We start from the raw sequence: 23,185 nt of genomic DNA, 5'->3' as shown, positions 1-23,185 counted from the left end.
TTTCTAAAACTACGAGATTGAGCCGTTACATGTCGTATATGTTCCGCATCTTTACTAAGCGGTAACCTGCACAAAATCAGCGTGTCATGTCGCACATACCGCGCAATTTCCTATCTTCGACCAACGGGTCCACGGCTAGATGAGCGAAGCGTTGCAAGACGTGGTTTGTAGCTACAAAAACTTCGTTTCTGCACGTCCAAACCCTGCTTGTAAGGGAGACCAAATTCTCCCTTAACCCTCTTTCATTGCCCCTTTGCGTTTGCCTCATCTCTTCATCGCGTATGGCACGACCGCACAAAGACAGTGACGATAAACGCGAGCTGACCATTCGCGTTCGGGTGACGCTTGCCGAAAAGAACCTGATCTGGCAACGCGCCAAGGAGAGCGGTCACACACCGAGCGATTTCATGCGGCTCAAGACTATTGTCGGTCAGCCATCGCGCCGGGTGCCGACACCGGAGCGGGAGGTTCTCTTAAACCTCATGGCCGAGCTTGGCAAAATCGGCAGCAACGTCAACCAGATTGCCCACGTCCTCAATCGAGACGGGCAGGGACCATCCAGCGGGATTAATCCAGACAGCGTGACGCAGGCGATGGAGAGCGTCGATGCGTTGACCGCTCAACTACTGGCTCTCCTCACTCATGGTCATTAGGGGCAACACACGGGGCAACGGTGCGCAACTGGCCGCATACCTCCTTGGTCACGAGCAGAACGACCGCGTTCATATCTTAGAGATCGATGGGCGGATGAACGCCAAAGCGTCGTATTTGCAGCAGACATTACAGACGATGTCGATGACGGCGGAGCTGACCAAAAGTCCGAAGGGCCTGTATCACGCACAGATCAATCCGGCGTACAGCGAAGACCGGAAGATGACGACGGTAGACTGGCTGACAGCCGCCGACATTTTAGGCAAACAGTTGGGGCTTGACGGGCAACGCCGTGTTGTGGTTCTCCACACCAAGAAAAACCGTACCCACGCCCATGTCGTGTTTGAACGCTACAATCATCAGACCGGTAAGGTCATCTCCAACAGCTTTAGCCGCCTGGCACAAGACCGCGCCCGCAAAGAAATGGAGCGCGTGTTTGAACAGGCTCCGACCCCGCACCGGAACAAACACCGTCCCGAACTCAAAGAGACATTGACCAAGCTGTGGCAGGACACCACCACCGCCCCAGACTTTATCCAAGCGGTACACGGGCAGGGGTATTTATTGGCAGAAGGTGTACCACGTCATCCGTTTATGGTGGTGGATGAGCAGGGTCGCTCTTTTGATCTAGTTCGGCAATTAAACGGGGTACGGATCAAAGAGGTCCGGCAACGGTTGCGGGACGCCACATTGATACCGGAGAAACGGGCTATCGAGATCATGCGGGAACGGCAGGAGAGCAACAGTGATGCAGCGAACACACCACAGCAAAAAGCCGATCCGATATCAGATCGTACAACGGAGCGTGTCATAGATGCAGACGATACGCCAGCCAGTCAGCCGCAGAGTAAGCCAATGGATCGTCGTCATAAACTGATGGCGGACTTTATCCAGATGGGTCAAGAGCAAACCGCTGAACCCATTCAAAACGATAGCCTTGAAAAGAAAAAAGCGGTGGCCAGCGCGTTCCTCACGATGGGCGATGAATTGACCAGCAAGCTCAACGACACAGTAGCGGAGGAAGCGGCTAAACTGCCCACCACCCACGACACGAACTCAAGTGACAATACAACGCCATCAATCGAAGCGCATTCGGGGCAGGATGAGAGGGAACGCGATGAAGAGGTGACAGACGATGAGCTGGAAACATTGCCAGATACTGAGGCTATCAATCACTACCGGCAAACCCTGACTGATTTCTTAAACGAGAAAGACGATCTCCTATCTCCTACTGATCCTGCTGAAATCAATATCCAGCGGCAACGCGAAAAGGCGAAACAGTTCTTCGACAATCAAGAGGCATATGCAACTGCACCCAAAGAAGCGGATAGCGATCTACAGCGATTGATAGCCGAGCAGAAAGAGGTACGCGAACGTACCCGCCTACGCAGCCGGAAGCGAACCCGCTAAACAATTCACAAAATAGTATGCATGCATACTATCGAAAAACCTGTTATTTTCGCAGACGATTACGACGATCATTGTTTACAACAACGACCTGCATAATCTAGCTCATCCGCGATGGCTTTGCTTGCGTGAAGTTTTATAAGAATGAGTAATTAGCTGTAATAGGCTGGGAATGAACCGACATTTATCGACATGAACCAATTCACGCTGCCGAAACCCCAGTTTCAAAATGTTGTACCATTGTTGTACCAACAAAAAAGGGAGTCACGATTTTTGATCGTAACTCCCTGATAATGCGGTGGTGATGGACGGAATCGAACCGCCGACACAAGGATTTTCAGTCCTTTGCTCTACCAACTGAGCTACATCACCGCGACGTCTGTGTTAAACGTGGGTGCAAAAGTAGACGCAAAGGGTATGCAGCGCAAGCCCTTATCCATAAAAAAGTTTTATCAATGAACAACTTAACCGCCTCTGTGTTGACCCTTAGCCGATTAACCTGTTAAAAAAAATGAACGTTATTCAACAAGTGTTATTTGCGGTGGCGCTTATTACAGCAGCCATCGTCATTTCCCGACGAGTGAAATACATCGCAGGGGCTATTAACCTCGGTCGGCCCGAAGACCGAAGTGACAACCCGGGCGAACGATTTAACCTGATGCTCCTCATCGCATTCGGGCAAAAAAAGATGTTCACCAACCTTACCGTTGCCCTCATGCACCTGGTGATCTACGTTGGTTTTGTCATCATTAACCTTGAGATTCTGGAGATTATCATCGATGGGTTGCTGGGTACTCACCGCGTGTTTGCCCCGTATATCGCGCCCGTTTATCCGTTCCTGATCGGCGTATTCGAAGTACTGGCCTTTGGCGTACTGGCTGTTTGCGTCGTGTTCCTGTGCCGCCGCTACCTCACGAAAGTGAGCCGGTTACAGCCTGAGCAGCACGAAGAAATGCGCCCCCGCTGGCCCCGCCTTGACGCCACACTGATTCTGACCTTCGAAATCATCCTGATGATCGCTTTCCTGACCTGGAACGCCTCCGACAGCGTGCTCCGCGACCGGGGGGTGGGTCATTATGGTGAGTTAAAAGGCATCGTGCCCGATTTTCTGATTAGTCAATACCTGAAACCATTGTTCACGGGCATGAGCGATGGAGGCCTGATTGCCTACGAACGCTTCTCATGGTGGTTCCACATCCTGGGCATTTTATTCTTTGCCGCCTACGTAACGTATTCGAAACACCTGCACATTGGCCTGGCTTTCCCCAACGTCTACTTCTCGGACCTACAGCCAAAAGGCGAGATGAAGAACATGCCGACTATCACTAAAGAAGTGCAACTGGCACTCGGTATTGAACCAACCGTAACCGAAGACGCGACAGGCCAGGCAGCCCAAGCCAACGAAAACGGCGAGCAACCCTCTGACCTGGGTAAATTCGGGGCGAAGGACGTACCTGATCTATCGTGGGTCGACATTATGGGCGCGTTCTCCTGCACGCAGTGTGGTCGGTGCACTGCCGCCTGCCCGGCCAACATTACGGGTAAGAAACTGTCGCCGCGCAAGATCATGATGGACACCCGCTGGCGGGCCGAGGAAATTATGAATGGCAAACAGAAAAACGGCCCCGACTATACGGACGAAAAATCACTGCTCGGCGATTACACCACCGTAGAGGAAATCAACGCCTGCACCACTTGTCAGGCCTGCGTTAATGCCTGTCCGGTGAACATCAATCCGCTGAATATCATCCTGCAAATGCGGCGCTACAAAGTGATGGAAGATGCGCAGGCACCTGCCTCGTGGAACGCTATGTTTAGTAATGTCGAAAATAATCAGGCTCCCTGGAAATTCTCACCAAGCGACCGCTTTAACTGGGCCGACGAAATCAACCAAAAATAACTTACTGTTTTCAGTTTGCTGTTTATTGTTACTCCGCTTATCAGCCGATTTGGTGCTGTAGCAACACAACAGAAAGCAGTAAACGGCAAACAGTAAACACAAAAAACATGTCTGAAAAAACATTCACCGTACCTACCATGGCCGATATGATGGCGGCTGGCGATGAACCCGAAATCCTGTTCTGGGTGGGTTGCGCTGGCTCATTCGACGATCGGTACAAACGCGTTACCCTGGCATTCGTCCGCATCCTGAATCATGTCGGCATCAAATTCGCCGTTTTAGGGCCGGAAGAATCATGTACAGGCGATCCGGCTCGGCGGGCGGGAAACGAGTTTCTTTTCCAGATGCAGGCTGTGAGCAACATACAGGTGCTTAATGGCTATAATGTAAAGAAGATCGTAACGGCCTGCCCGCACTGCTTCAACACGTTGAAAAACGAGTATCCAGATCTTGGCGGCAACTACGAAGTGATTCACCACTCGCAGTTTTTGCAGCAACTCATCAACGAAGGGCGCGTAAAAGTGGCCGATGGGCAGTCGTTCAAAGGCCGTAAAATCACATTCCACGACTCCTGTTACCTGGGCAGGGCCAACAAGATTTACGAAGCCCCTCGCGACGTGCTGGCGGCCCTCGACGCCGACCTGGTGGAGATGAAGCGGGTGAAAGCCAACGGGCTCTGCTGCGGAGCCGGTGGAGCCCAATACTTTAAAGAGCCGGAACCTGGCAAAAAAGACGTGAACGTTGAACGCGCGCAGGAAGCCCTCGCTACGGGTGCCGACACCATCGCCGTATCCTGCCCTTTTTGCATGACCATGATGAGCGATGGCGTAAAAAATCAGAATCGCGAAGACACGGTTAAGGTCTACGACATTTCGGAACTGATCGCGCAAGGGCAAGGGTTGTAGAATTTGGGATTTGCTTCGCCAACCTCATTCCGTAGCGAAGCAAATCCCAAATCCGACCGCATCGGCGGACCGATCGTAAATCCCAAATCCATTTATGGTAATCTCTTTCGACCAAATAACGCCGAACGCCCGCCTGTGGGTGTATCAGGCAAACCGGGCACTGACGGCCGACGAAACAACGGCCGTTGAAATGACGTTGCAACCAGCACTAGCCAATTGGGCGGCTCACGGACACCCGTTGCTGGCGGCGGCTAAGGTTGTCGATGGCCGGTTTCTGCTCGTCGCCGTCGACGAAGGCGCGGGGCTTCCCAGTGGCTGTTCTATCGACTCATCGGTGCATTCAGTGCAAGCGGCCGGGCAGGTAATGGGGATCGACTTTATGGATCGGTCGGTAACGTACCTGGACGCAGATGGATCGGTGCAGAGTTTACCGCTGGCTGCCTTGAAAGCTGCTTTTGCTGACGGTACGCTAACGCCCGAAACGATCGTTTTCAACACGCAGGTGACAACAAAAGCGGAGTACCTTGCCAACTGGCACATACCCGCCGCCCAAACCTGGCTAAAACGGTACATCAAGCCGGTGGTTGTGTAACTGACCATGAAAAATCCTTTTTTCTATGTGCTGCTGGCCGTACTTGTAGTGCTCGACGGCTGGCTTATGTCACATCCGAACCTGCTTGGCCGGGCGGGTGTATTCTTTTACGACTACAATTACCTGAAAACGTTTCCACGCGCGCTCGGTACTGTATCAGCCGTGGTCGGTGCATCCATCCTGCTGACTGCTTTGATTAACCGGGCGGGTAAAACCATTTCCGTGCTGCTACTTGCCATGCTACTGGCAGCCAGCGGATACCTACTGTTTACCAGTGCTATACAGTTCAATGAAGGCGTTTATAAATTGACGGGCGCAGGCTTCAGGGCCGGGGCCATCCTGCTGCCGGGTTTACTCATGCTGGTAGTTGGCAAGACCCTGTTCGACCGAATTACTCAGCGATCATGAACAATCTATTTTCTCTGCAAGGGCAACGCGCACTCGTGACGGGTGCAACCAAGGGCATTGGCGAAGCAATTGTACGGCAGTTTCTACAACTTGGCGCTGCCGTATTTGTCGTGGCCCGCGATAACGATCTGCTTCAGCAGCAACTCACAGAATACCGGCAGCAAGGTTACGTGGTTGAAGGCCTTGCCGTTGACTTAAGCCAGCCCGATTCAGCTAAAACTCTGGCCGACGCTGTAAAGGAAACCTGGGGTAGCGTAGGCATTCTGGTCAATAATGTGGGTACCAACATCCGTAAACCCACCGCCGACTATGCGGCCGACGAGTATGACCATGTGCTAAATACGAACATTCGCTCCGCCTACGAGTTGACTCAGGCGGTGTACCCACTCCTGAAAGCTACGGGCCAGAGTAGTATCGTCTTTGTGTCGTCGGTATCGGGATTGACCCACACAAGCAGCGGATCGCTCTATGGTATGACCAAGGCTGCCATAAATCAGTTAACGCGTAACCTGGCCGTAGAATGGGCGCAGGATGGCATCAGGGTCAATGCGGTAGCGCCCTGGTACATTCGCACGCCACTGGCTGCGCCTGTACTCGAAAATCCGGAGAAGTTGCAGGCTATTGTGGCACGCACACCCATGAATCGCGTTGGTGAACCAGAAGAAGTAGCCTCGGCCGTATCCTTCCTGAGCATGCCCGCCGCTAGTTACATCACCGGTCAGGTACTCGCCATCGACGGTGGTATGCTGGCGAATGGCTACTAAAAAAGAGTCCAAAAGTTCAAGGTCCAATGGTCAACGCCGCACTGCAGCACCCCAATATGGTTGGTTAGCAGCGCGACGTTGACCATTGGACCTTGAACTTTTGGACTCTTTTATTTCGACGTTGCCATCACCATTTTGATGTTCAACTTCGCGCCGGTCTGTAGCACGTCAACCAGATCCTGAATAGTCAGTGTTTTATCAAAACGAACCACGATCGTGGGTTCGTCAATACCGGCCATTACGGTTTTAAGCTCTTCCTCGAGCGATGCTGTTTCTACAGGTTGCTTATCGATAAAGTATTGTTTGTTGGCATCAACGGATAGCGTTACCTGCTTCTTGCTCAGTTGTTGCGTGGCGGCCGCTTTGGGCAATAGTAGCTTGATAACGTTCGGGTTCGCTACTGTGGAGATGATCAGGAAGAACAGCAGCAGGAAGAACATAATGTCGTTCAACGACGACGTGGCCACTTCTGCGGCAAATTTTCGTTTTCGACGAAGCTTCATTTTAAAGGAGTTTACTGTCTTCTGTTGTGCTGCTAAACCATAGTCAGGTACGTTTGCAGCGCAACAGAAGACAGAGGACAGTAAACTGAGGACTTTTTATCGGACTCGCGCTGTTTCGGTAGGTTTCTGGAGGACTTCCATGAATTCGAAGGCGTTCATCTCCAGCTTGAGTGTAAAGCGTTCGATCATCATGTTCAACAGATGGTATCCCGTGTAGGCAATTACACCCACGATAAGGCCCGAGCCTGAGGTGATCATTTTCTCGTACAGACCACCAGCGATGATGCCCACGCTGATATTGTCAGACAGCGAGATATCGTAGAAAATCCGGATGATACCCGAAATCGTACCGATGAAGCCGAGCATAGGCGCAATACCGGCAATCACTCCCAGATAACCCAGGTTCCGCTCCATCCGCGACAGCTCGATCTGCCCAACGGTTTCGATCGTCCCTTCAATTTCTTTGTTTGACGCAACGCCCACCCGGCCCACGGCTTTCTCGAACACTCGTCCAATAGCGGTCCGCTGGTTTTTGCAGAACGACTCCGCCGACTTCACGTTGCCTTGTAGCAGCATGTCCTTTACATTATCGACAAAACCGGGGTCTACCTTGCCCTGCTTGGCAATCAGTACCCACCGTTCGATGATCAGGTAGATCGAGGCAAAAAGCAGGAAGGCGATGGGCACCATCACCCAGCCACCTTTGGCCACCAGGTCGAAAAGGCCGAGCGTTTGTGTGTTGGCTGCCGCCCCGTTGAGTGCATTGGCAGTGGAATCGGACACGGCCGATGCAGAAGGAACCTGAAGCAGAATGGTCATATACAGGAAGTAGCGGAAAAAGTTGATCGTCGCAACGTTCAGCAAACACAACGCGCAAGACAGTGCGAATCGTATGCCAAAGATAACAAAGCCCATCACGGATTGCCGATTCCGGTAGATAATAGAACGGCTGGATTCATACGTATGACGATAAATAACAGACGCCTACCTTTGCGGCCATGACGTTTTCCGCACTGTTTCGGACCAATCGGGTCTTTTTTCTGACGTACCTGGCGCTGCTTTTTGCCGTGGGTACGTTGATGCTGCTCTACACAAAAGAGCAACTTATCCGATTTATCAACGAACACAATAGTCCAATTGGCGATGCGCTGTTTCCCTACCTAACGTACCTGGGCGATGGCGGCTTTGTTATAGTCATCGGCGTTCTGGTACTGGTGTTGAACCGCCGGGCGGGATGGTTGATCCTGGCCAGTTTTGCCGTTTCCGGATTAATCAGCCTGTTTTTGAAGCTGATCGTTTTCCCCGAACGGTTACGGCCCGTCCGGTATTTCGAACATTCAAACTGGGAGTATCACCTCATCAAAGACCTGCATATCAACGAGTACAACAGTTTCCCGTCGGGGCATACCACTTCGGCCTTCGCGCTGTTCAGCATGCTCGCTTTTCTGTGGCGCCGTAAAGCGTGGGGCTGGCTGGGTACGTTGCTCGCGGCCATTGCTGGCTACTCGCGGGTCTACCTGTTTCAGCATTTCGTAGAAGATGCGTTTGTTGGTTCCATGCTGGGCGTGCTGACTTCGGTTGGCCTTGTGCTGTTGTACCAGAAACGGTTCGGCGATTTGCCAGCGTTGACCAGATTGCAAAAACAGTAATCAAAATCATACGCTTAATCAATTGGCATGCTGACACATAAGGATTTTCCGTTATTTGCCGCTTCAATTCTAACACGTACATGTACGCTATGAGACAAATTTTATTCACGCTGAGTCTATTGCTGACAATGGCCGTAAGCGCCAAAAGCCAGGATGTGCTGACCAATCAGGACATCATTTCAATGAATATGGCCAAAGTGGGCACCTCCCTGATTCAGGCGAAGATCAGTGGTAGCAAAGCCAACTACGACCTGACGCCGAAAGGGCTGATCGAGCTGGAAAACGGCAAAATTTCGGATGGTATTGTAAAAGCGATGATGGCTAAGTCGACCATGACGGATGTTATGACTAACGACGATGTGATTATGCTAAACAACGCGAAAGTCTCGAAATCAATCATTACCGAGAAGATTCGACGGGGTAAAAACAACTTCAATACGTCGGTCGAAGGGATGATTGCACTCCGAAGCGCAAAAATCTCAGACTCGCTGATCAAGGAGATGATGGCCGCACCGAAGAAATAAGGCAATCAGCCAAGAAATTGACACACACGAACGCAGTAGCTCCGGTTGCTGCGTTCGCTGCGTTTATAGAGGTATACTCTAGTAAACTAGCGGAATTGTACAATAAAAGGAATCAATAGCCTTGATTGACTGCAATAGCATTTTTATGTTGTAAATATCTGTTTTACAGCGTAACATTTCGTACCTTTGCGGGAAAATTGCCTGTGTTTGTCCGACAGGATAAGCACGTTGAAAACTTTGTATGCAATCCATCCGCAATATTGCGATTATCGCCCACGTTGACCACGGCAAAACTACGCTGGTCGACAAGATTATTCATGCGTCGAAACTTTTCCGCGAGAACCAGGAATTCCAGGACCTGATTCTAGATAGCAACGACCTGGAACGTGAGCGTGGCATTACCATTGTTTCGAAAAACGTATCGGTTCGTTACAAGGACGTTAAAATCAATATCATCGATACCCCAGGTCACAGTGACTTTGGCGGTGAAGTAGAGCGTGTACTGAAAATGGCCGACGGCGTTTGCCTGCTCGTCGATGCTTTTGAAGGTGCCATGCCCCAAACGCGTTTCGTACTTGGTAAGGCCCTTCAGTTGGGTCTGAAACCGATTGTGATCGTTAACAAGGTCGACAAAGAAAACTGCCGCCCTGACGAAGTACACGAACAAGTGTTCGATTTGATGTTTAACCTCGGTGCTACTGAAGACCAGCTTGATTTTCCAACCGTTTACGGTTCGTCGAAACAAGGCTGGATGGGACCGGACTGGAAAACACCAACCGACAATATCACGTACCTGCTCGATACCATCATTGAAACCATTCCTCCGGTGCCCGTCAACGAAGGAACGCCACAAATGCAGATCACGTCACTCGACTATTCGGCCTTCGTTGGTCGGATCGCCATTGGCCGTGTTCACCGTGGCATTATGAAAGAAGGTGCCAACATGGCGCTGGTGAAAGCCGACGGTAGCGTGAAGCGGGTTAAGATCAAAGAACTGCAAACGTTCGAAGGTCTTGGCAAGCAGAAAGTAGCTGAAGTTCAGTGCGGCGACATCTGCGCAATCACGGGTCTGGAAGATTTCGAAATTGGTGACACCATCACGGATATCGAAAACCCGGAAGCACTGGAGCGTATCTCGGTTGACGAGCCAACGATGAACATGCTGTTCACGATCAACAACTCACCGTTCTTCGGTAAAGAGGGTAAGTTCGTAACATCACGTCACCTGCGCGAGCGTCTGTACAAAGAGATCGAGAAAAACCTCGCCTTGCGCGTTGAAGCCACCGACAGCGAAGACCGCTTCCTGGTCTACGGTCGTGGTATTCTTCACCTTTCGGTTCTGATCGAAACCATGCGCCGCGAGGGGTATGAGTTGCAGGTTGGTCAGCCACAGGTGCTGTACAAAGAAGATGAGAACGGCCAGAAACTGGAACCGATCGAAACCCTCGTTGTGGACGTACCTGAGGAGACTGCCGGTAAAGTAATTGAACTGGCTACGCAACGGAAAGGCGAACTGCTGATCATGGAACCGAAAGGCGACCTGCAGCACCTTGAGTTCGACATTCCATCACGTGGTCTGATCGGTCTGCGCTCAAACGTACTGACGGCAACTTTCGGTGAAGCCGTTATGTCGCATCGTTTCAAAGAATATCAGCCCTACAAAGGCCCAATCCAGGAGCGTATCAACGGATCACTAATCTCGATGACGTCTGGTCAGGCAACGGCCTACTCGATTGACAAACTTCAGGATCGCGGCGTATTCTTCGTTGATCCGGGTGAAGAAATCTACGCGGGTCAGGTAATCGGCGAGCACAACCGTCAGAACGACATCGTTGTGAACGTACAGACGGCCAAGCAGTTGACCAACATGCGGGCCTCTGGTTCAGATAACAACGTGCGGATCGTTCCGAAGATCACGTTCTCTCTGGAAGAATCAATGGAATACATCCAGAAAGATGAGTATCTGGAGGTAACGCCTAAGTCGATGCGGATTCGCAAGATCTACCTCGACGAGAACGAGCGGAAACGGAACGCCAACAAGTTCGCGATGGCGTAACTGATGTAGGATATTGGGATATTGAATTAGGGATTGTTGCTTACGCATAGGTTTGCTCCTGCGTAACTAACAATCCCTAATTTATTTATGACCCAGAAGGATTTACAATATAGATTGAAGCTTTATGCTATAGCTATTGTCGGGCTTGCAGAAAGGCTGCCTGAATCGCCTGGACTCAGAACGGTACGGAACCAGATCGTTCGAAGCGGTCCCTCATCAGCAGCAAATTAGCGGGTTGCCTGTAGGGCCAAATCACCCGCTGATTTCAAACATAAGCTGGAAATCGTTGAGGAAAAATTAGATAAAACTTATTCCGGCTTGAGTTTATCGTTGGCCTCGACGAAGGAAAACGTATGGCTATTAGTCCGTTGTGGAAGGAAGGCAACGAACTATTAGCCATCATCGTTGCCACCATCAATGCCGTTAAGCGCAAGCTCAGGAAATAAACGATTTGGGATTGTTGCTTACGCTAGAGCAAAACTACGCGTAAGCAACAATCCCAAATCCGACATCCCAATCCCAAATCATTAAAAGCTCACCCCCAACCGAACGGCTAGCCGATTATATACCCGGCTTTCGTCGCGGCGAATATCGTTTGATTGTAACGGCTTGGTCGATTCTACGCTTTGCCGTTTATAGCTAACCGATAATACGAAAGCGCCATTGCCAGGCTTACCGAACCGAAGGCCAACGCCAGGGTTGAGCATCAGGCCACCACGGGTAAGGTCGTAGCCAGTTGTTGATTTATTGAGCCAGGTAAGGCCGTAGCCAACATCGGCAGACAGAAAGACATTCACGTTCTTTTGGTTTGGTCGAGCCAGATCGTAACGTACCCCCGCTCCCACCGGCATCAGCAGTGCGCCAGTGTACCAGTCGATACCAACCACGCCGCCAACCGCCAGCCGGGGACGTACCTGCACGCCATTGAAAGTTTGCAGCGTCAGGCTCAGTCTGTTTTCGACCACCTCGTTAGGTGAACCGGCAAAAGTAGGATAGATAACACGTCCGAAAAGCCCACCCACTTCGGTATAGTTTACAAAGGGATAAGTACGTTTCTGGGTACGTTCGGCAACAGGCTGCTGGGCTTTTGCAAGGCCACTCAGGAGCAGTAGCCAGCTGAGTGTATAGTACAGTTTCATGGAGAAGGGGGCTTGATTGAATTGCATAATTTTATGCATTGCTTCGCGCTTGTGGCCCTTCGACAGGCTCGGCACCCCCGGCTCAGGGTGACAGGAAACCCAAGAATGTGCATGAAGACCTTGAGCCTGTCGAAGGGCACGACTAACGAAGCAATGCACCCAACGTACCTATGTAAGATCGGGTCGGCTGACTGGAATCTTACTCAGCAGGCGCAGGCTGCGCGGATTCGTGTAGTCGAACTGGTAGAAGCCATCTTTCCCGATCAACAGCAGCGTTTTCTGCCCCGATACGCCACCCATCGGAATCACGTCATACGCCTGAAGGTCATCCATGTATTGCTGCAAATTCTTGTCAATCTGCATGGGGTCGCTCACGTTGAACGACTTCAGGCCATACGCCCCTTCACAAATAAACAGGTTTGGAAAATCAACGCCCAGGCCATGTGGATTACGCATCGGATAGCTTTTCAACAACGTTGGGTTGGTCAGGTTAGTGATATCCACTACATCCAGTTGATTGGTGAAGCCGCCGCAACCGTTACCCGAACGCAGCGTGACGTAGGCCGTATTGTTGTTCACCACCACGGGGTCGCAAACGCGGGCGTGCTGGAACACCGACAGTTGCTTCGGTTTGGCCGGGTCAGCGTTGTCGTAAATCAGCATACCCGATTGCGAGCCGATAAACAGCTTGTCTTTATACGGAAAAATAGTTTCAATTCCCCAACCCATATTCACGGTGTTGCTCAACGCCGGTTTCGAGGGTTGCTGCACGTTGAACAGCTTCATATCTGATGACGAAACAGCGTACAGGTATTTGTCATACAACGTAAACCGAGCCATTGAGCCGCCCGTACCACTGGTACCGTTGCTCGGCATCGCTTTGCTGTCAACGCTGGCAGATTGAAAGGCGACAGGCCACGTAGTGTTCATAGACGGTGTTGCTTCGCAATTGGTCTTGACGCTCTGCTTGACGTAATCGACCCGCTGATCCTGAATCAGGCTATTGGTCGAATTGGGGTAATAATACCACCAGCCACCATCGAACTGCCCCTGTGAAAACACATTTTCGGTTCGGGCCACTTCGTGAATATCAGCCAGATTGCTGATGTCGAACGTAACCAGATCCATGTAGCTATCTGCATACAGGAAATTGTCGCGGATGGCGATATCACCGTTGCCCGGAATGTTGATGAATGCGAGTGGTTGAGGATTGGCCGGGTTGCGGTTATCGATCACATGAATGCCCTGTTTCAGTTCGTTGATAAACAGGTAGCCATCTTTCGTATAAATCTTCCCCGGGTTGACCAGCCCGCGTGCCTTTGCCACGCCAACGCCCAAACGTACCTGATTGGGCGTCAATGTGATAGGCGTGTACTGGCGGAATACCCGCGTTTCGGTGCATTGGTCGGTGCAGGCCGTGTCGATCCAGACAAGGGGGCCAAGTAGCAGCAAGTAGAGTAAGCGTTTCATAAAGCCGATGTGTTAAGGAATGTTAATCGCATGACCCGGTGCCATTCGATACGGTTGTAACAAAGCAAAAAAAATCGCCCGGCAGTAAAACCACCGGGCGATCGAGTCCTACACAAAATATCTGAAAAGGCTATTTCCGAAAAAGTTATTGTCGTTTATACACCAACACGCCGGACGATGGGCCACCGTAGCTAAGGCGAAGCCGATCATTGCCAGCTAGTTCGGCTTTGTTTACAGCTCTAAGCCGCTCAAAATAGGTGTTCTCGAACTGCATCGCCGCTGGCGAACCAGCCATTTTGGTTGCGCCAAGATCAGATAAACCACCAGTGCCTGCTTCGCCCGATTCAATAGAAGGGCCTTGGCTAAAGCTGGCGGTGGCGAAGTAAGTATTCACGGCTGAACGCCCTGTTAGCTGAAGGCTATAATGGCCTGCCAGTTGCGTAGGGGCACCGTCAATACGTAACGTAATTGCATAAGCAGAAGCGGGTTCGGTTAGTAACCAGTCGCCCGCAATGGCGCCAGCATTACCAGCCGGCACAGGCATAACGGCTACCTCCTTCGGCGAACAACCGGCAACCAGCATCAAGGCTATACAGACGATCCAATAAGCAGGTCGGGCTTTCATAAGATTCACTAAAAATGACGATCGACGCTAAAGCTCAACCCTACTTGCTGTGGCTGGGCCTGTAGGCTGATGTCCGACTGCGTAAGTGACTGTAAACTCTGCTGGAACGTACCTGCCACCGATGCTGACCAGTAATTATCGGGCCGGTACCGCAGGCGCATGCCCGCCGTACCCGCCAGCGTTACAGGCCGATACACGCCGTCATTTGCCTTGATCGTGATTGATTCGGCGATCGTATTCCGCACAAACCAGTTCGACACCATGCCCGTCAGCAATGCCAGTCCAAATTTCCGGCGTGGCCGAAGTTCGTACCCCACCTGCACCGGCACCTGCACAAACTGGTAGGTGTTGCTCACCGTTTGCTGCTGATTCGATGTATAATTGCTGGCCTGATTCGCCAGATAATCATACTGCTTGTCGGCTGCCGAGAAGTTCGCCGACGTCACGTAGTGATTTGCCAGCCGCGTCACCACATCAGCATACAGATTGTCAGTCGACACTGCTGTTTTGCCGGCCGACGTCAGTGACGAGATCCGCGCGGGGCTTTGTATATCGTTCTGGCCGCTCAGATACCCAACTCCCGATTCGATTGACCAGTGTTCGCCCAGCGGAATACCAACCCCGGCCTGGAAGGCAATGGCCCGGCCTACCTGATTTTGCAGCGTCGGCACCACCGTAGCTGTGTTACTCGTAGCTATTCCCTGTGGCATGTTCATCGCCGTTGGGCTAAACGCTGCCCGTAAAGCAACCGTTGGGTTGAACGATGAAGCCCCCACGCCAGCAGACACCCACAGGTGGTCGCGCCGTTTCTTAGACGTCGCTGTGGCTGGCTCTGCCGTGGCTTCTTTCGTGGCAGTAGACTGCGGCCGAAGTGCCGACTGTTTCATCGCCAGTGGCGCACCATCCTCCGCCACCCGGTCCGGCAACTCGTTGGTCAAGGCAATTACCGACCGTTCCGAAGCAGGCGATGCCGACTGCGTGCCAGGCTGGACATTGCCGGGAGGTAATTGTCCAGCCGGAGCCTGAAAAGTGCCCGACTGCGACGTAAACGACTGCATGGTCATCGAGCGCATCACGGTAGAACGCGACGTTCTCGATAACTGCCCCCCCGCCAGGCTCGACAGAGAAGGCTGCGCTCCTAGTCCACGTATAGTGGTGGTAGTAGACATCGTCGTTTCCGAGAAAACCAGTGTTCCGTTCATTCCGTCGGTCCGACCCGGCAACAGATCAGCCTGCTGCGATGGGCCGTTGACAACCTGTACACCAATTTTAGGCGTGGCTCCCAACGTACCTACGCTCAATCCGGCTGCCGCTGGCCGGCTGAATGGCATGGATTCGGCCAGGAGAGACGTACCTGCACCGGTAGGTTCGCCCGACATAGACGTACCTACCGGTGCAGGTACGTTCCGGGCCAACGCATCTGATTGATTCACTGGCTGGGTACGTACCCGGTGGCGGGCTACAGTCGGGGCATCGGCCAGGCGGGGCAACGGCAACGTATTGACTTTTGTAGCCTCGGCATGCGCTATACGTGGAGTAGTTGGCACATACGTACCTGACGCCCGTGTTTCTGCCGGTTTGGAAGCCACTGCCACCGAAACATCCGGCCGGATGGCGCCTTCGCGATGCCAGGCCCACCAGCCAAGAGCCGTTAGTAGCAGCGATGCAGCAATGCCCGCTGCCCAGCGGCCAAACAGCATCGATTGTCGCCCCTGCTGATGCTGCCAGAGCGGTAAGATACCGTCAGAGTCGTCGAGGTCGAGCTGCCGCTCCACCCCTTCCCAAACGCGGGGCGGCGGCGTCTCCAAGGCATCGTCAAAAGCCCGCTTCCAGTACGGGTCGGGCGTGCCGCCGGGTTGCGGAAAAAGATCGTCAGAACGATTCATTGCGAATGGACTGGTCGTCCGTTAATTTTTGTTGTAGCAGGCCTCTGGCCCGAAAAAACTGTGATTTCGATGTTCCTTCCGAAATGCCGAGTAAGGCGGCAATCTCAGGATGGGTATAGCCTTCTATCGCATATAGGTTGAATACCGTACGACAGCCGGTAGGCAATTCCTGAACGAGATTAAGCAGGTACTGGTAGTTCAGACTGGGCAGGCTTTCGTCGGCTTGTGGCAGGAAATTAGCCAGTTCGTCAACGTCGGTCATATGCTCGAAGGGTTTGTTCTTGCGTAGGTGTTTGAGCGCCGTATTGATGGCCACCCGTTTTAGCCAGGCTTCCAGCGGGCACTCGAACCGAAACTGGTCGATATGCCGGAATACTTTCACAAACGAGTCCTGCAACACATCGGCAGCTTCGTCGGGGTCTTTTACATAGCGCTTACAGACAGCAAACAGCTTCCCGGCAAACCGCTCATAGAGCAGCCGCTGCGAAAGTCGGTCCTGTTGCCGACAGCCATCAACTAGGGTTCGTTCGTCCGGCATAATACGTTGGTGACTCAAAGACTCACCTCCGCCGCAAAGGGTTGTAAAGAAGACAAAAAAAAGGACGATCGTCGTTTAATAAGCGAATTAGGTCGTTCAGTAGTCAAAATCACGAACGGTGCCGGTATCTGGTTGTTGTAATTACGTATATTTCCACTTTCACTTTCGAAACAGATTCGATGGCCGTCTTCAACACAACGAAAAAAATCTCCACCGCCATACTGGCCTTATTTTGCTGCGTTCATGGTATTGAATCAGTCGCGCAAACCAGTTCGGCCCAGGAGATTCAGGTACAGAACAACATTGCCACGCCGACCAACAACACACTGCGTACGTTCAACAACAGCGTTGTTGGTACCAAAGGAAGCCCGTTCGTACTGTCGGGCTGGGCACCCGGCGAACTCACGCTGGAGGGTGGAAAATCCATCAAAACTGGCCTGTTCAACTACGACATTATCAACAGGCTTGTCAATCTAAAACGGTCGGCCCACGATTCGGTGGTCTACGACATGGCAACAGTAAAGCAGTTGATCCTACAACCAACTGGCTTCGCCCCCTTACGGTATGAACACGTACCTGATCTGATTACCGATGAGGTTAGCTTAAAAACAGACCTGCTTCGGATCATACAGCAGGGAACATACAGCCTTGTTGAACTGCCGGTACGAACGTACATCAAAGCCCCCACAAAACAGGCCTACGGCGGGCTGGGTGAAGCCGCTAATGAATACCGCGACGAGTCGGCCTATTACCTCATCCGCCCCGACCATACGGTAGAGCGGGTAAAGCTGACGAAGAAATCGCTGGTTAAAGCACTGAAAGACAAAGGCTCAGCGCTTGAGGGGTTTCTGAAAGCGAACGCCGTCGATTTATCCAACGAAGCAAACGCAGCCAGAGCCCTGGCCGCCCTGGACTAACAACGTACCGCGGCATTTTAAGCCGGAAGATGCGGGCTGAAGTCCGCAGTACGTTATCCTGTTAAACCATGCACCCACTACCTATATGAATCGACTCATTCGGCTCGTTTTGCTGGGGCTACTGGTAGTGGGCTTACTGGCTGTTTGGGAACAGGTGCGCACCGCTTCGTGTCTGGCCCGCTTCACCCGGCAACCGGCCCAGACCAGCCATAGTGTGGTGCTCGAACGAGTCACGGCCCTGGGCAAGCTGGAACTGGTGCGTTACACGTTCAAAGATATTGTTGAGCATGAACAGCCCAACATGCTGCTACCCAACTCACGGGCCGTGTTAATTATTGAAGGTGAAGCCGTTGGCTGCATCGACCTCACCAAACTAAAACCGGCCGACATCGACACGGAGGGCGACTCGCTGATTGTGCACTTGCCCGCCCCTGAACTGTGTACCTGGAAGATAAACCATGACCGGTCGCGGGTGTATGATACCGACTATACGTTTCTGAACGAAGAGCAACTCGTTACCGAAGCTTATCGGCAAGCCGAACGCCAGGTACGTGCCTCGGCCATGCAAAGCGGTATTCTGGACCAAACCCGCCGCAATGCCGTTACACTCCTGCAGCCCATGCTCGCCCAACTGACCGGCAAACCCGTGGGCATTCGGGTAAAAAACTAATGCTATTGCATCATATACCGGCTTGCCCGAATCTACGTGTGCAGAACACAAGTCTGAGATTAATTGCGTTAAATCGGGTGTGCAGTTACCATTTCCAAACGACTGACAAAAATTGGTAACATTTTGGAATACAATGCGTTCGCATTCAGTAGCGTATCAAAAGACGCCGTTGGATTTCCGTTTACTCAACAAGGTGGAACCTGTTGCTAAATATTTTTATATCAAGCAACTGTGTACCATTCTTTACCGTATTCTTGTGATTATCAGAACACAACGCTCATGAAGACGAAGACTATTACCCGCAACAGCCTGTTGATTGCCGAACCTTTCCTGGGCGATGCCAACTTCGAACGGAGTGTGGTGGTAGTCTGTGAACATACCGACGATGATGGCACCTTTGGCCTCATCCTTAACCAGGGCACGACCCTGCATGTCAGTGATGTGATCGACGATGTGTATGCCGACATTCCGCTGTTTGTGGGCGGCCCCGTCCAACCCGACACGTTGCACTACATTCACCGCCGCCCCGACCTCATCGAAGGGTCTATTCCGCTAGGGCAAGGCATTTACTGGAGCGGAAATTTCGAGCAAGTAAAACAGGCGTTGAACATCGGTACGCTGACCGAAGCCGACGCACGCTTTTTCATCGGTTACTCAGGATGGGAATCGGGCCAGTTGACCAAAGAACTGAACGAGAAGACCTGGATCATCTCCCAAACCGACGCCGACGTTATCTTCGATACGCCTGCCGATAAACTCTGGCGCGATATTCTGAAGCGGATGGGCGGCCAATACAAGGTCCTGTCTAATTACCCGGTTGATCCCCGGCTTAACTAAACCAGTCCAACACATCAGGATACGATCGCGGCGGGCATCCGTCGTGGACGTCTGTCGAGGACATCCGTCGAGGTTATTAACCTTTTTTACGCCAACTTTGTGGTACCGAATGCCAACGTCCGGCGTTATGGATGGGTCTACTGATTGTAGATCCTGTCATTTTTTCTCTTTCTAATGCGTCTCCATCAGCTTTTTGCTTTCGTCGTGGTTGTCCTGTTGCCCTTCGGCACGATGGCACAGACCGTTTCCGATTCCCTGTCTGCCACTCCTGTTTCGGCCACGTCGGTTACCCCATTGCCTGATTCAATACCAGCATCGCCCGTTTCAAAATCAACCAGAGGCCTGAAATACGCGCCCGGCGGCTATGGCCCCAGTTCCTTGCTGAACGTCGGTCATTTCGGCATTAAAATTGGGCCATCGCTCACGGCAGCTCCTATTCAGGGCGTGTCGCCAACTATTCCGAAACAGAAGATGGATTTCCATCTGGGTGTGATGTACCGCTATCGGTTTACTAAATTCGTGATTCAGCCCGAGCTGTTGTATCAGGTGAAAGGCGGTACGTACCAGCAGTTTCAGATCGGTTCAACAAACCGGACAACGACCGAGAACAACTTTAACTACGTCAGCCTGCCCATTATGCTGGGCTATATTCCCGTTGAAGGGCTCACCCTGCAAGCCGGACCAGAGTTTAGCTGGGCCATTGACACGCCAAACGGCCCCAGATCGAACCGTGATCTGGGCATTGCGCTTGGCATCCATTACGACTTTCTGGATATGCTCGACAAGTTTAGCCTGAATATCAGGTACGTGTATGGCACCACCAAGATTCCGGAAACGGTGAACAGCACCCTCCAGAACCGCGCTTTCCAGTTGTCGATTGTGTATAATTTTTATAAAAAGTAATTGGGTAACTGGTTGATTGGTAGCTAGTCCAGTTAACCAATCAACCAGTTACCCAATTACTAGTCAACCAATCCCTATGCTCTCCGATTTCGGCATCATGTTGCTGTTCATCGTGGCCGCGTTTGCGTTCATTGGCGGCATCCTGCTGTTCGGAAAGTTGCTCCGGCCCGACCGGCCCGGCGAAGAGAAGTTGACGACCTATGAGTCGGGCGAAGAGCCGGTCGGCAACGCGAATATTCAGTTTAACCCCCGCTTTTATGTCATTGCCCTGATCTTCGTCCTGTTCGACGTGGAGTTGGTATTCCTCTTTCCCTGGGCAACCGTATTTGGCCAGGCTACGCTCATTGCCGAGACAGGCGGGCTCTGGGGCTGGTTTACGCTAACCGAAGCCTTTCTGTTTGTCGGCGTGCTGGCACTTGGGCTGGCCTATGCCTGGGCCAAAGGCTATTTAGACTGGGAAAAGCCCCAGCCCAAAATTCCTAAAATAGATTCGCCCGTACCGCCAGAACTCTATCAGCGCGTGAACGAACGGTATAGCCGGTAAGGTTATTTAATTGACTGACTTACCGGCGTAACTTACTGACGCGAGTGGCTCTTACGTCAGCCCGCTCGCGTTAGCGACAGTATTACCTTCGAACTTTAGAGATATGGATAAATCGGCTGAACCCGGCGTGATGTTTCTTACCGCTGAGGAACTCCTCAACTGGTCGAGATCATCGTCGTTATGGCCTTTGACGTTTGGACTGGCGTGTTGTGCCATCGAAATGATGGGCGCCATGACGTCTAGTTACGACCTGGAGCGATTCGGCATTTTTCCCCGCCCATCGCCCCGTCAGGCCGACATCATGATTGTTTCGGGCACGGTTACCTACAAAATGGCCGACCGTATCCGCCGCCTTTACGAGCAAATGGCCGAACCGCGTTATGTGATCTCGATGGGGTCATGCGCCAACTGTGGTGGCCCGTACTGGCAGCATGGCTACCACGTAGTAAAGGGCGTCGACCGCATTATTCCCGTCGACGTATACGTACCTGGCTGCCCCCCGCGCCCCGAAGCCCTGATCGACGGCTTCCTGAAGCTACAGGAAAAGATCAAAGCAGAACGTCCGCTAACGAACAAATAAGTTTACCGTTGGCGTATACTCCCAACCCCCTGAAGGGGGCTAAGGCTCCGCGATTTGGCAAGAAGCAGCGCATTAGCTCCCTTCAGGGGGTTGAAAGTATACACCAACGGTGAAACCTGAAACTACATTCCCATGACCATCGTCTTCCTTGATGCCCGCACCGTTGGCACTGAACCTGATTTAACCCAGTTCGACGCGCTGGCAGCGTCCACTGCGGCAGCATCCACTGCGGCAGCATCCACTGCGGGTACGTTTAAGTCGTACCCGGATACGAGCCCGGAGCAAACTGCCGGGCGGTTGCAGGGCGCAGACGTGGTCATTACCAACAAGGTGCGCATCACGCGTGAGGTGCTGGATGCCTGTCCCGATCTGAAACTGATTTGTGTGGCGGCCACTGGCACGAACAACATCGACATGGCCGCTGCGGCTGAACGGGGTATTCCGGTCAGGAACGTGAGTGGGTATTCCACGCATAGTGTGGCGCAGGTAACGTTCACGCTGTTGCTGTCGCTACTGAATTCGCCACAGTATTACGACCAGTATGTGAAGTCGGGTGCGTATAGCCGCGAAACGATTTTCACTCACCTGGGCCGTCCCTTCCAGGAATTGAACGGCATGCAGTTTGGCATTATTGGGCTGGGAGCCATTGGGCGGCAGGTCGCGCAGATCGCCACCGCTTTCGGCGCCGAGGTGGTCTACTTCTCAGCCTCAGGACGTACCTACGATGTTCCTTACCGGGCTGTTTCACTGGCCGAACTACTGGGTACGTCGGATGTGGTTTCTGTACATGCGCCGCTGACCGAGAAGACAAACAACCTGCTTACTTACAATGAATTAGCTCAGATGAAATCGACGGCCATTCTTCTCCTGCTGAGCCGGGGCGGTATGGTCAACGAGGTCGATTTAGCCCGTGCACTGGATGAGGGCAAATTAGCCGGTGCCGGAGTCGATGTGTTTGGGCAGGAGCCACCCGCCGCCGACCACCCGTACCTGACTATGGCCCATCCCGAGCGTATTATGCTGGCCCCACACATTGCCTGGAGCAGCATTGAAGCCCGTCAGACGCTGATGAACCGCGTGGCGGAGAATATTAGGACGTTTGTGAAGTGAGGTTCAATGTTTAACATTAAACCTCACTTCACAAACGCCAGCGCGAAGGCCAGGGTGAATTGATCTTCGGTGGCAATGCCTAGCAGTGATGGGCGTTCAACGGCATAGTCGGTCAGTTTCAGGTCGAATTTTCCATTCATCATCAACTGATTGCCCATATCGCGGCGTGTCACCTGCACAGTAATCGGTTTGGTCACGTTATGAAAGGTCAGCTTGCCCGTGACCGTCAACGTGCCGTCAGCATTAGGTTTAATATCCTGGCTGGAGAAGGTCACGTTCGGGTATTTAATCCCGTCGAGCACCTCCACCATGTGCGAATCACGGTTCTGGTTCTGACTATCGAACGAGGCCACGCGAATAGCCACGGCAACGCTTTGCACCTGCTTGGCCGCTTCGTCGTAGACCATTGCCGCGTTCACATCGTGACTGACGCCATCCCATTTATGCATGGGGTGTACCATCGAATACGTCACCGTCGACTTGCTCTTGTCGACCATCAATTTTTTGGGTGCAAATGCACGCGGAATGAAGCTCGACAAGGCGAGCAACAGGAGAACGGAGAGACGGTTCATAGGATTTTTGGTCATTCATTGTCAGTTCGCTGCGC

Annotated in this window: 25 protein-coding genes and 1 tRNA gene; 17 read left to right on the top strand and 9 right to left on the bottom strand. The window is 52.3% G+C overall.

What is annotated here, in order from left to right; all coding sequences use genetic code 11:
* Positions 1 to 281: 281 nt before the first annotated feature.
* Together mobC and ACFE8Q_RS02095 are read left to right on the top strand one after the other, a co-directional pair.
* Positions 282 to 653, top strand: coding sequence for a plasmid mobilization relaxosome protein MobC (gene mobC / locus ACFE8Q_RS02100; RefSeq protein ID WP_375443693.1), 372 nt, complete (start codon positions 282 to 284; stop codon positions 651 to 653).
* Entirely contained in the window at positions 643 to 2,061 is a 1,419-nt protein-coding gene (locus ACFE8Q_RS02095) for a relaxase/mobilization nuclease domain-containing protein (protein ID WP_375443692.1), read from the top strand. The genes mobC and ACFE8Q_RS02095 overlap by 11 nt, the downstream gene beginning before the upstream one ends.
* Before the next feature lie 296 nt (positions 2,062 to 2,357).
* Here the strand turns inward: ACFE8Q_RS02095 and ACFE8Q_RS02090 are convergent.
* A tRNA-Phe gene (locus ACFE8Q_RS02090) sits at positions 2,358 to 2,430 on the bottom strand.
* A 139-nt stretch (positions 2,431 to 2,569) separates the two neighbouring features.
* Here ACFE8Q_RS02090 and ACFE8Q_RS02085 point away from each other — a divergent pair.
* The 5 genes from ACFE8Q_RS02085 (at position 2,570) to ACFE8Q_RS02065 (ending at position 6,627) form a co-directional block, all read left to right on the top strand.
* Positions 2,570 to 3,958 carry a 4Fe-4S dicluster domain-containing protein gene (locus ACFE8Q_RS02085; RefSeq protein ID WP_375443691.1) on the top strand — a complete coding sequence of 463 codons (1,389 nt, stop codon included), beginning with the start codon at positions 2,570 to 2,572 and terminating at the stop codon, positions 3,956 to 3,958.
* A 107-nt stretch (positions 3,959 to 4,065) separates the two neighbouring features.
* Positions 4,066 to 4,863, top strand: coding sequence for a (Fe-S)-binding protein (locus tag ACFE8Q_RS02080; protein ID WP_375443690.1), 798 nt, complete (start codon positions 4,066 to 4,068; stop codon positions 4,861 to 4,863).
* 94 nt (positions 4,864 to 4,957) lie between these two features.
* Positions 4,958 to 5,455, top strand: a complete 498-nt coding sequence (locus tag ACFE8Q_RS02075) for a hypothetical protein (RefSeq protein ID WP_375443689.1) — start codon at positions 4,958 to 4,960, stop codon at positions 5,453 to 5,455.
* Between the two features lie 6 nt (positions 5,456 to 5,461).
* A complete protein-coding gene (locus ACFE8Q_RS02070; RefSeq protein WP_375443688.1) occupies positions 5,462 to 5,863 on the top strand; it encodes a hypothetical protein in 402 nt (133 codons plus the stop codon).
* Positions 5,860 to 6,627: an SDR family oxidoreductase gene (locus ACFE8Q_RS02065; protein ID WP_375443687.1), complete on the top strand. Its 768-nt coding sequence runs from the start codon at positions 5,860 to 5,862 to the stop codon at positions 6,625 to 6,627. The genes ACFE8Q_RS02070 and ACFE8Q_RS02065 overlap by 4 nt, the downstream gene beginning before the upstream one ends.
* Before the next feature lie 110 nt (positions 6,628 to 6,737).
* Here ACFE8Q_RS02065 and ACFE8Q_RS02060 read toward each other — a convergent pair whose 3' ends face one another.
* Both ACFE8Q_RS02060 and ACFE8Q_RS02055 read right to left on the bottom strand, forming a co-directional pair.
* Positions 6,738 to 7,130 (bottom strand): ExbD/TolR family protein, encoded by a 393-nt coding sequence (locus ACFE8Q_RS02060; protein WP_375443686.1) that lies wholly within the window; start codon positions 7,128 to 7,130, stop codon positions 6,738 to 6,740.
* Positions 7,131 to 7,226: 96 nt separating this feature from the next.
* Positions 7,227 to 7,949, bottom strand: coding sequence for a MotA/TolQ/ExbB proton channel family protein (locus ACFE8Q_RS02055; RefSeq protein WP_375443685.1), 723 nt, complete (start codon positions 7,947 to 7,949; stop codon positions 7,227 to 7,229).
* Between the two features lie 179 nt (positions 7,950 to 8,128).
* Between ACFE8Q_RS02055 and ACFE8Q_RS02050 the strand changes: the two genes are divergently transcribed.
* From ACFE8Q_RS02050 to typA, 3 genes are all read left to right on the top strand, one after another.
* Positions 8,129 to 8,779, top strand: a complete 651-nt coding sequence (locus tag ACFE8Q_RS02050) for a phosphatase PAP2 family protein (protein ID WP_375443684.1) — start codon at positions 8,129 to 8,131, stop codon at positions 8,777 to 8,779.
* Between the two features lie 89 nt (positions 8,780 to 8,868).
* A complete protein-coding gene (locus ACFE8Q_RS02045; protein ID WP_375443683.1) occupies positions 8,869 to 9,303 on the top strand; it encodes a hypothetical protein in 435 nt (144 codons plus the stop codon).
* Positions 9,304 to 9,544: 241 nt separating this feature from the next.
* Positions 9,545 to 11,359, top strand: a complete 1,815-nt coding sequence (gene typA, locus ACFE8Q_RS02040) for a translational GTPase TypA (RefSeq protein WP_375443682.1) — start codon at positions 9,545 to 9,547, stop codon at positions 11,357 to 11,359.
* A 527-nt stretch (positions 11,360 to 11,886) separates the two neighbouring features.
* Here typA and ACFE8Q_RS02035 read toward each other — a convergent pair.
* From ACFE8Q_RS02035 to ACFE8Q_RS02015, 5 genes are all read right to left on the bottom strand, one after another.
* A complete protein-coding gene (locus ACFE8Q_RS02035; protein ID WP_375443681.1) occupies positions 11,887 to 12,498 on the bottom strand; it encodes a hypothetical protein in 612 nt (203 codons plus the stop codon).
* 168 nt (positions 12,499 to 12,666) lie between these two features.
* Positions 12,667 to 13,968: an LVIVD repeat-containing protein gene (locus ACFE8Q_RS02030; protein WP_375443680.1), complete on the bottom strand. Its 1,302-nt coding sequence runs from the start codon at positions 13,966 to 13,968 to the stop codon at positions 12,667 to 12,669.
* Between the two features lie 145 nt (positions 13,969 to 14,113).
* Entirely contained in the window at positions 14,114 to 14,593 is a 480-nt protein-coding gene (locus ACFE8Q_RS02025) for an META domain-containing protein (RefSeq protein WP_375443679.1), read from the bottom strand.
* An 8-nt stretch (positions 14,594 to 14,601) separates the two neighbouring features.
* A complete protein-coding gene (locus tag ACFE8Q_RS02020) occupies positions 14,602 to 16,479 on the bottom strand; it encodes a hypothetical protein (RefSeq protein WP_375443678.1) in 1,878 nt (625 codons plus the stop codon).
* Entirely contained in the window at positions 16,466 to 17,017 is a 552-nt protein-coding gene (locus ACFE8Q_RS02015; protein WP_375443677.1) for an RNA polymerase sigma factor, read from the bottom strand. The genes ACFE8Q_RS02020 and ACFE8Q_RS02015 overlap by 14 nt, the downstream gene beginning before the upstream one ends.
* Positions 17,018 to 17,196: 179 nt before the next feature.
* Between ACFE8Q_RS02015 and ACFE8Q_RS02010 the strand changes: the two genes are divergently transcribed.
* The 7 genes from ACFE8Q_RS02010 to ACFE8Q_RS01980 all read left to right on the top strand — a co-directional run bounded on the left by ACFE8Q_RS02010 (position 17,197) and on the right by ACFE8Q_RS01980 (position 22,578).
* Positions 17,197 to 17,934 carry a hypothetical protein gene (locus ACFE8Q_RS02010; protein WP_375443676.1) on the top strand — a complete coding sequence of 246 codons (738 nt, stop codon included), beginning with the start codon at positions 17,197 to 17,199 and terminating at the stop codon, positions 17,932 to 17,934.
* Positions 17,935 to 18,019: 85 nt separating this feature from the next.
* A complete protein-coding gene (locus ACFE8Q_RS02005; protein WP_375443675.1) occupies positions 18,020 to 18,604 on the top strand; it encodes a DUF4230 domain-containing protein in 585 nt (194 codons plus the stop codon).
* Positions 18,605 to 18,883: 279 nt separating this feature from the next.
* Complete coding sequence (locus ACFE8Q_RS02000) at positions 18,884 to 19,441, top strand: YqgE/AlgH family protein (RefSeq protein ID WP_375443674.1); 558 nt, start codon at positions 18,884 to 18,886, stop codon at positions 19,439 to 19,441.
* Between the two features lie 174 nt (positions 19,442 to 19,615).
* Entirely contained in the window at positions 19,616 to 20,344 is a 729-nt protein-coding gene (locus tag ACFE8Q_RS01995; RefSeq protein WP_375443673.1) for a porin family protein, read from the top strand.
* 76 nt (positions 20,345 to 20,420) lie between these two features.
* Positions 20,421 to 20,888, top strand: a complete 468-nt coding sequence (locus ACFE8Q_RS01990; protein ID WP_375443672.1) for an NADH-quinone oxidoreductase subunit A — start codon at positions 20,421 to 20,423, stop codon at positions 20,886 to 20,888.
* Between the two features lie 103 nt (positions 20,889 to 20,991).
* Entirely contained in the window at positions 20,992 to 21,468 is a 477-nt protein-coding gene (locus ACFE8Q_RS01985) for an NADH-quinone oxidoreductase subunit B (protein WP_375443671.1), read from the top strand.
* Positions 21,469 to 21,600: 132 nt separating this feature from the next.
* The gene (locus ACFE8Q_RS01980) at positions 21,601 to 22,578 is read left to right on the top strand and encodes a D-2-hydroxyacid dehydrogenase (RefSeq protein ID WP_375443670.1); all 978 of its coding nucleotides are present in this window, start codon (positions 21,601 to 21,603) and stop codon (positions 22,576 to 22,578) included.
* Between the two features lie 23 nt (positions 22,579 to 22,601).
* Here ACFE8Q_RS01980 and ACFE8Q_RS01975 read toward each other — a convergent pair whose 3' ends face one another.
* The gene (locus ACFE8Q_RS01975; RefSeq protein ID WP_375443669.1) at positions 22,602 to 23,150 is read right to left on the bottom strand and encodes a YceI family protein; all 549 of its coding nucleotides are present in this window, start codon (positions 23,148 to 23,150) and stop codon (positions 22,602 to 22,604) included.
* Positions 23,151 to 23,185: the final 35 nt, after the last annotated feature.

It is taken from the genome of uncultured Fibrella sp. (genome assembly GCF_964250085.1).
Classification (GTDB): domain Bacteria; phylum Bacteroidota; class Bacteroidia; order Cytophagales; family Spirosomataceae; genus Fibrella.
Note: the sequence above shows the minus strand (reverse complement) of the source record. Positions and strands in the feature narration are given on the sequence as shown.

Coding starts and splice junctions, on each gene's coding strand:
- ACFE8Q_RS02060 (WP_375443686.1), bottom strand. CDS start 7,130: ATGAAGCTTCGTCGAAAACGAAAATTTGCCGCAGAAGTGGCCACGTCG.
- ACFE8Q_RS02080 (WP_375443690.1), top strand. CDS start 4,066: ATGTCTGAAAAAACATTCACCGTACCTACCATGGCCGATATGATGGCG.
- ACFE8Q_RS02000 (WP_375443674.1), top strand. CDS start 18,884: ATGAAGACGAAGACTATTACCCGCAACAGCCTGTTGATTGCCGAACCT.
- ACFE8Q_RS02050 (WP_375443684.1), top strand. CDS start 8,129: ATGACGTTTTCCGCACTGTTTCGGACCAATCGGGTCTTTTTTCTGACG.
- ACFE8Q_RS02020 (WP_375443678.1), bottom strand. CDS start 16,479: ATGAATCGTTCTGACGATCTTTTTCCGCAACCCGGCGGCACGCCCGAC.
- mobC (WP_375443693.1), top strand. CDS start 282: ATGGCACGACCGCACAAAGACAGTGACGATAAACGCGAGCTGACCATT.
- ACFE8Q_RS02055 (WP_375443685.1), bottom strand. CDS start 7,949: ATGACCATTCTGCTTCAGGTTCCTTCTGCATCGGCCGTGTCCGATTCC.
- ACFE8Q_RS02085 (WP_375443691.1), top strand. CDS start 2,570: ATGAACGTTATTCAACAAGTGTTATTTGCGGTGGCGCTTATTACAGCA.
- ACFE8Q_RS01990 (WP_375443672.1), top strand. CDS start 20,421: ATGCTCTCCGATTTCGGCATCATGTTGCTGTTCATCGTGGCCGCGTTT.
- ACFE8Q_RS02010 (WP_375443676.1), top strand. CDS start 17,197: ATGGCCGTCTTCAACACAACGAAAAAAATCTCCACCGCCATACTGGCC.
- ACFE8Q_RS01995 (WP_375443673.1), top strand. CDS start 19,616: ATGCGTCTCCATCAGCTTTTTGCTTTCGTCGTGGTTGTCCTGTTGCCC.
- ACFE8Q_RS02030 (WP_375443680.1), bottom strand. CDS start 13,968: ATGAAACGCTTACTCTACTTGCTGCTACTTGGCCCCCTTGTCTGGATC.
- ACFE8Q_RS02075 (WP_375443689.1), top strand. CDS start 4,958: ATGGTAATCTCTTTCGACCAAATAACGCCGAACGCCCGCCTGTGGGTG.
- typA (WP_375443682.1), top strand. CDS start 9,545: ATGCAATCCATCCGCAATATTGCGATTATCGCCCACGTTGACCACGGC.
- ACFE8Q_RS02015 (WP_375443677.1), bottom strand. CDS start 17,017: ATGCCGGACGAACGAACCCTAGTTGATGGCTGTCGGCAACAGGACCGA.
- ACFE8Q_RS02005 (WP_375443675.1), top strand. CDS start 18,020: ATGAATCGACTCATTCGGCTCGTTTTGCTGGGGCTACTGGTAGTGGGC.
- ACFE8Q_RS02025 (WP_375443679.1), bottom strand. CDS start 14,593: ATGAAAGCCCGACCTGCTTATTGGATCGTCTGTATAGCCTTGATGCTG.
- ACFE8Q_RS02035 (WP_375443681.1), bottom strand. CDS start 12,498: ATGAAACTGTACTATACACTCAGCTGGCTACTGCTCCTGAGTGGCCTT.
- ACFE8Q_RS02065 (WP_375443687.1), top strand. CDS start 5,860: ATGAACAATCTATTTTCTCTGCAAGGGCAACGCGCACTCGTGACGGGT.
- ACFE8Q_RS02070 (WP_375443688.1), top strand. CDS start 5,462: ATGAAAAATCCTTTTTTCTATGTGCTGCTGGCCGTACTTGTAGTGCTC.
- ACFE8Q_RS01975 (WP_375443669.1), bottom strand. CDS start 23,150: ATGAACCGTCTCTCCGTTCTCCTGTTGCTCGCCTTGTCGAGCTTCATT.
- ACFE8Q_RS01980 (WP_375443670.1), top strand. CDS start 21,601: ATGACCATCGTCTTCCTTGATGCCCGCACCGTTGGCACTGAACCTGAT.
- ACFE8Q_RS01985 (WP_375443671.1), top strand. CDS start 20,992: ATGGATAAATCGGCTGAACCCGGCGTGATGTTTCTTACCGCTGAGGAA.
- ACFE8Q_RS02095 (WP_375443692.1), top strand. CDS start 643: ATGGTCATTAGGGGCAACACACGGGGCAACGGTGCGCAACTGGCCGCA.
- ACFE8Q_RS02045 (WP_375443683.1), top strand. CDS start 8,869: ATGAGACAAATTTTATTCACGCTGAGTCTATTGCTGACAATGGCCGTA.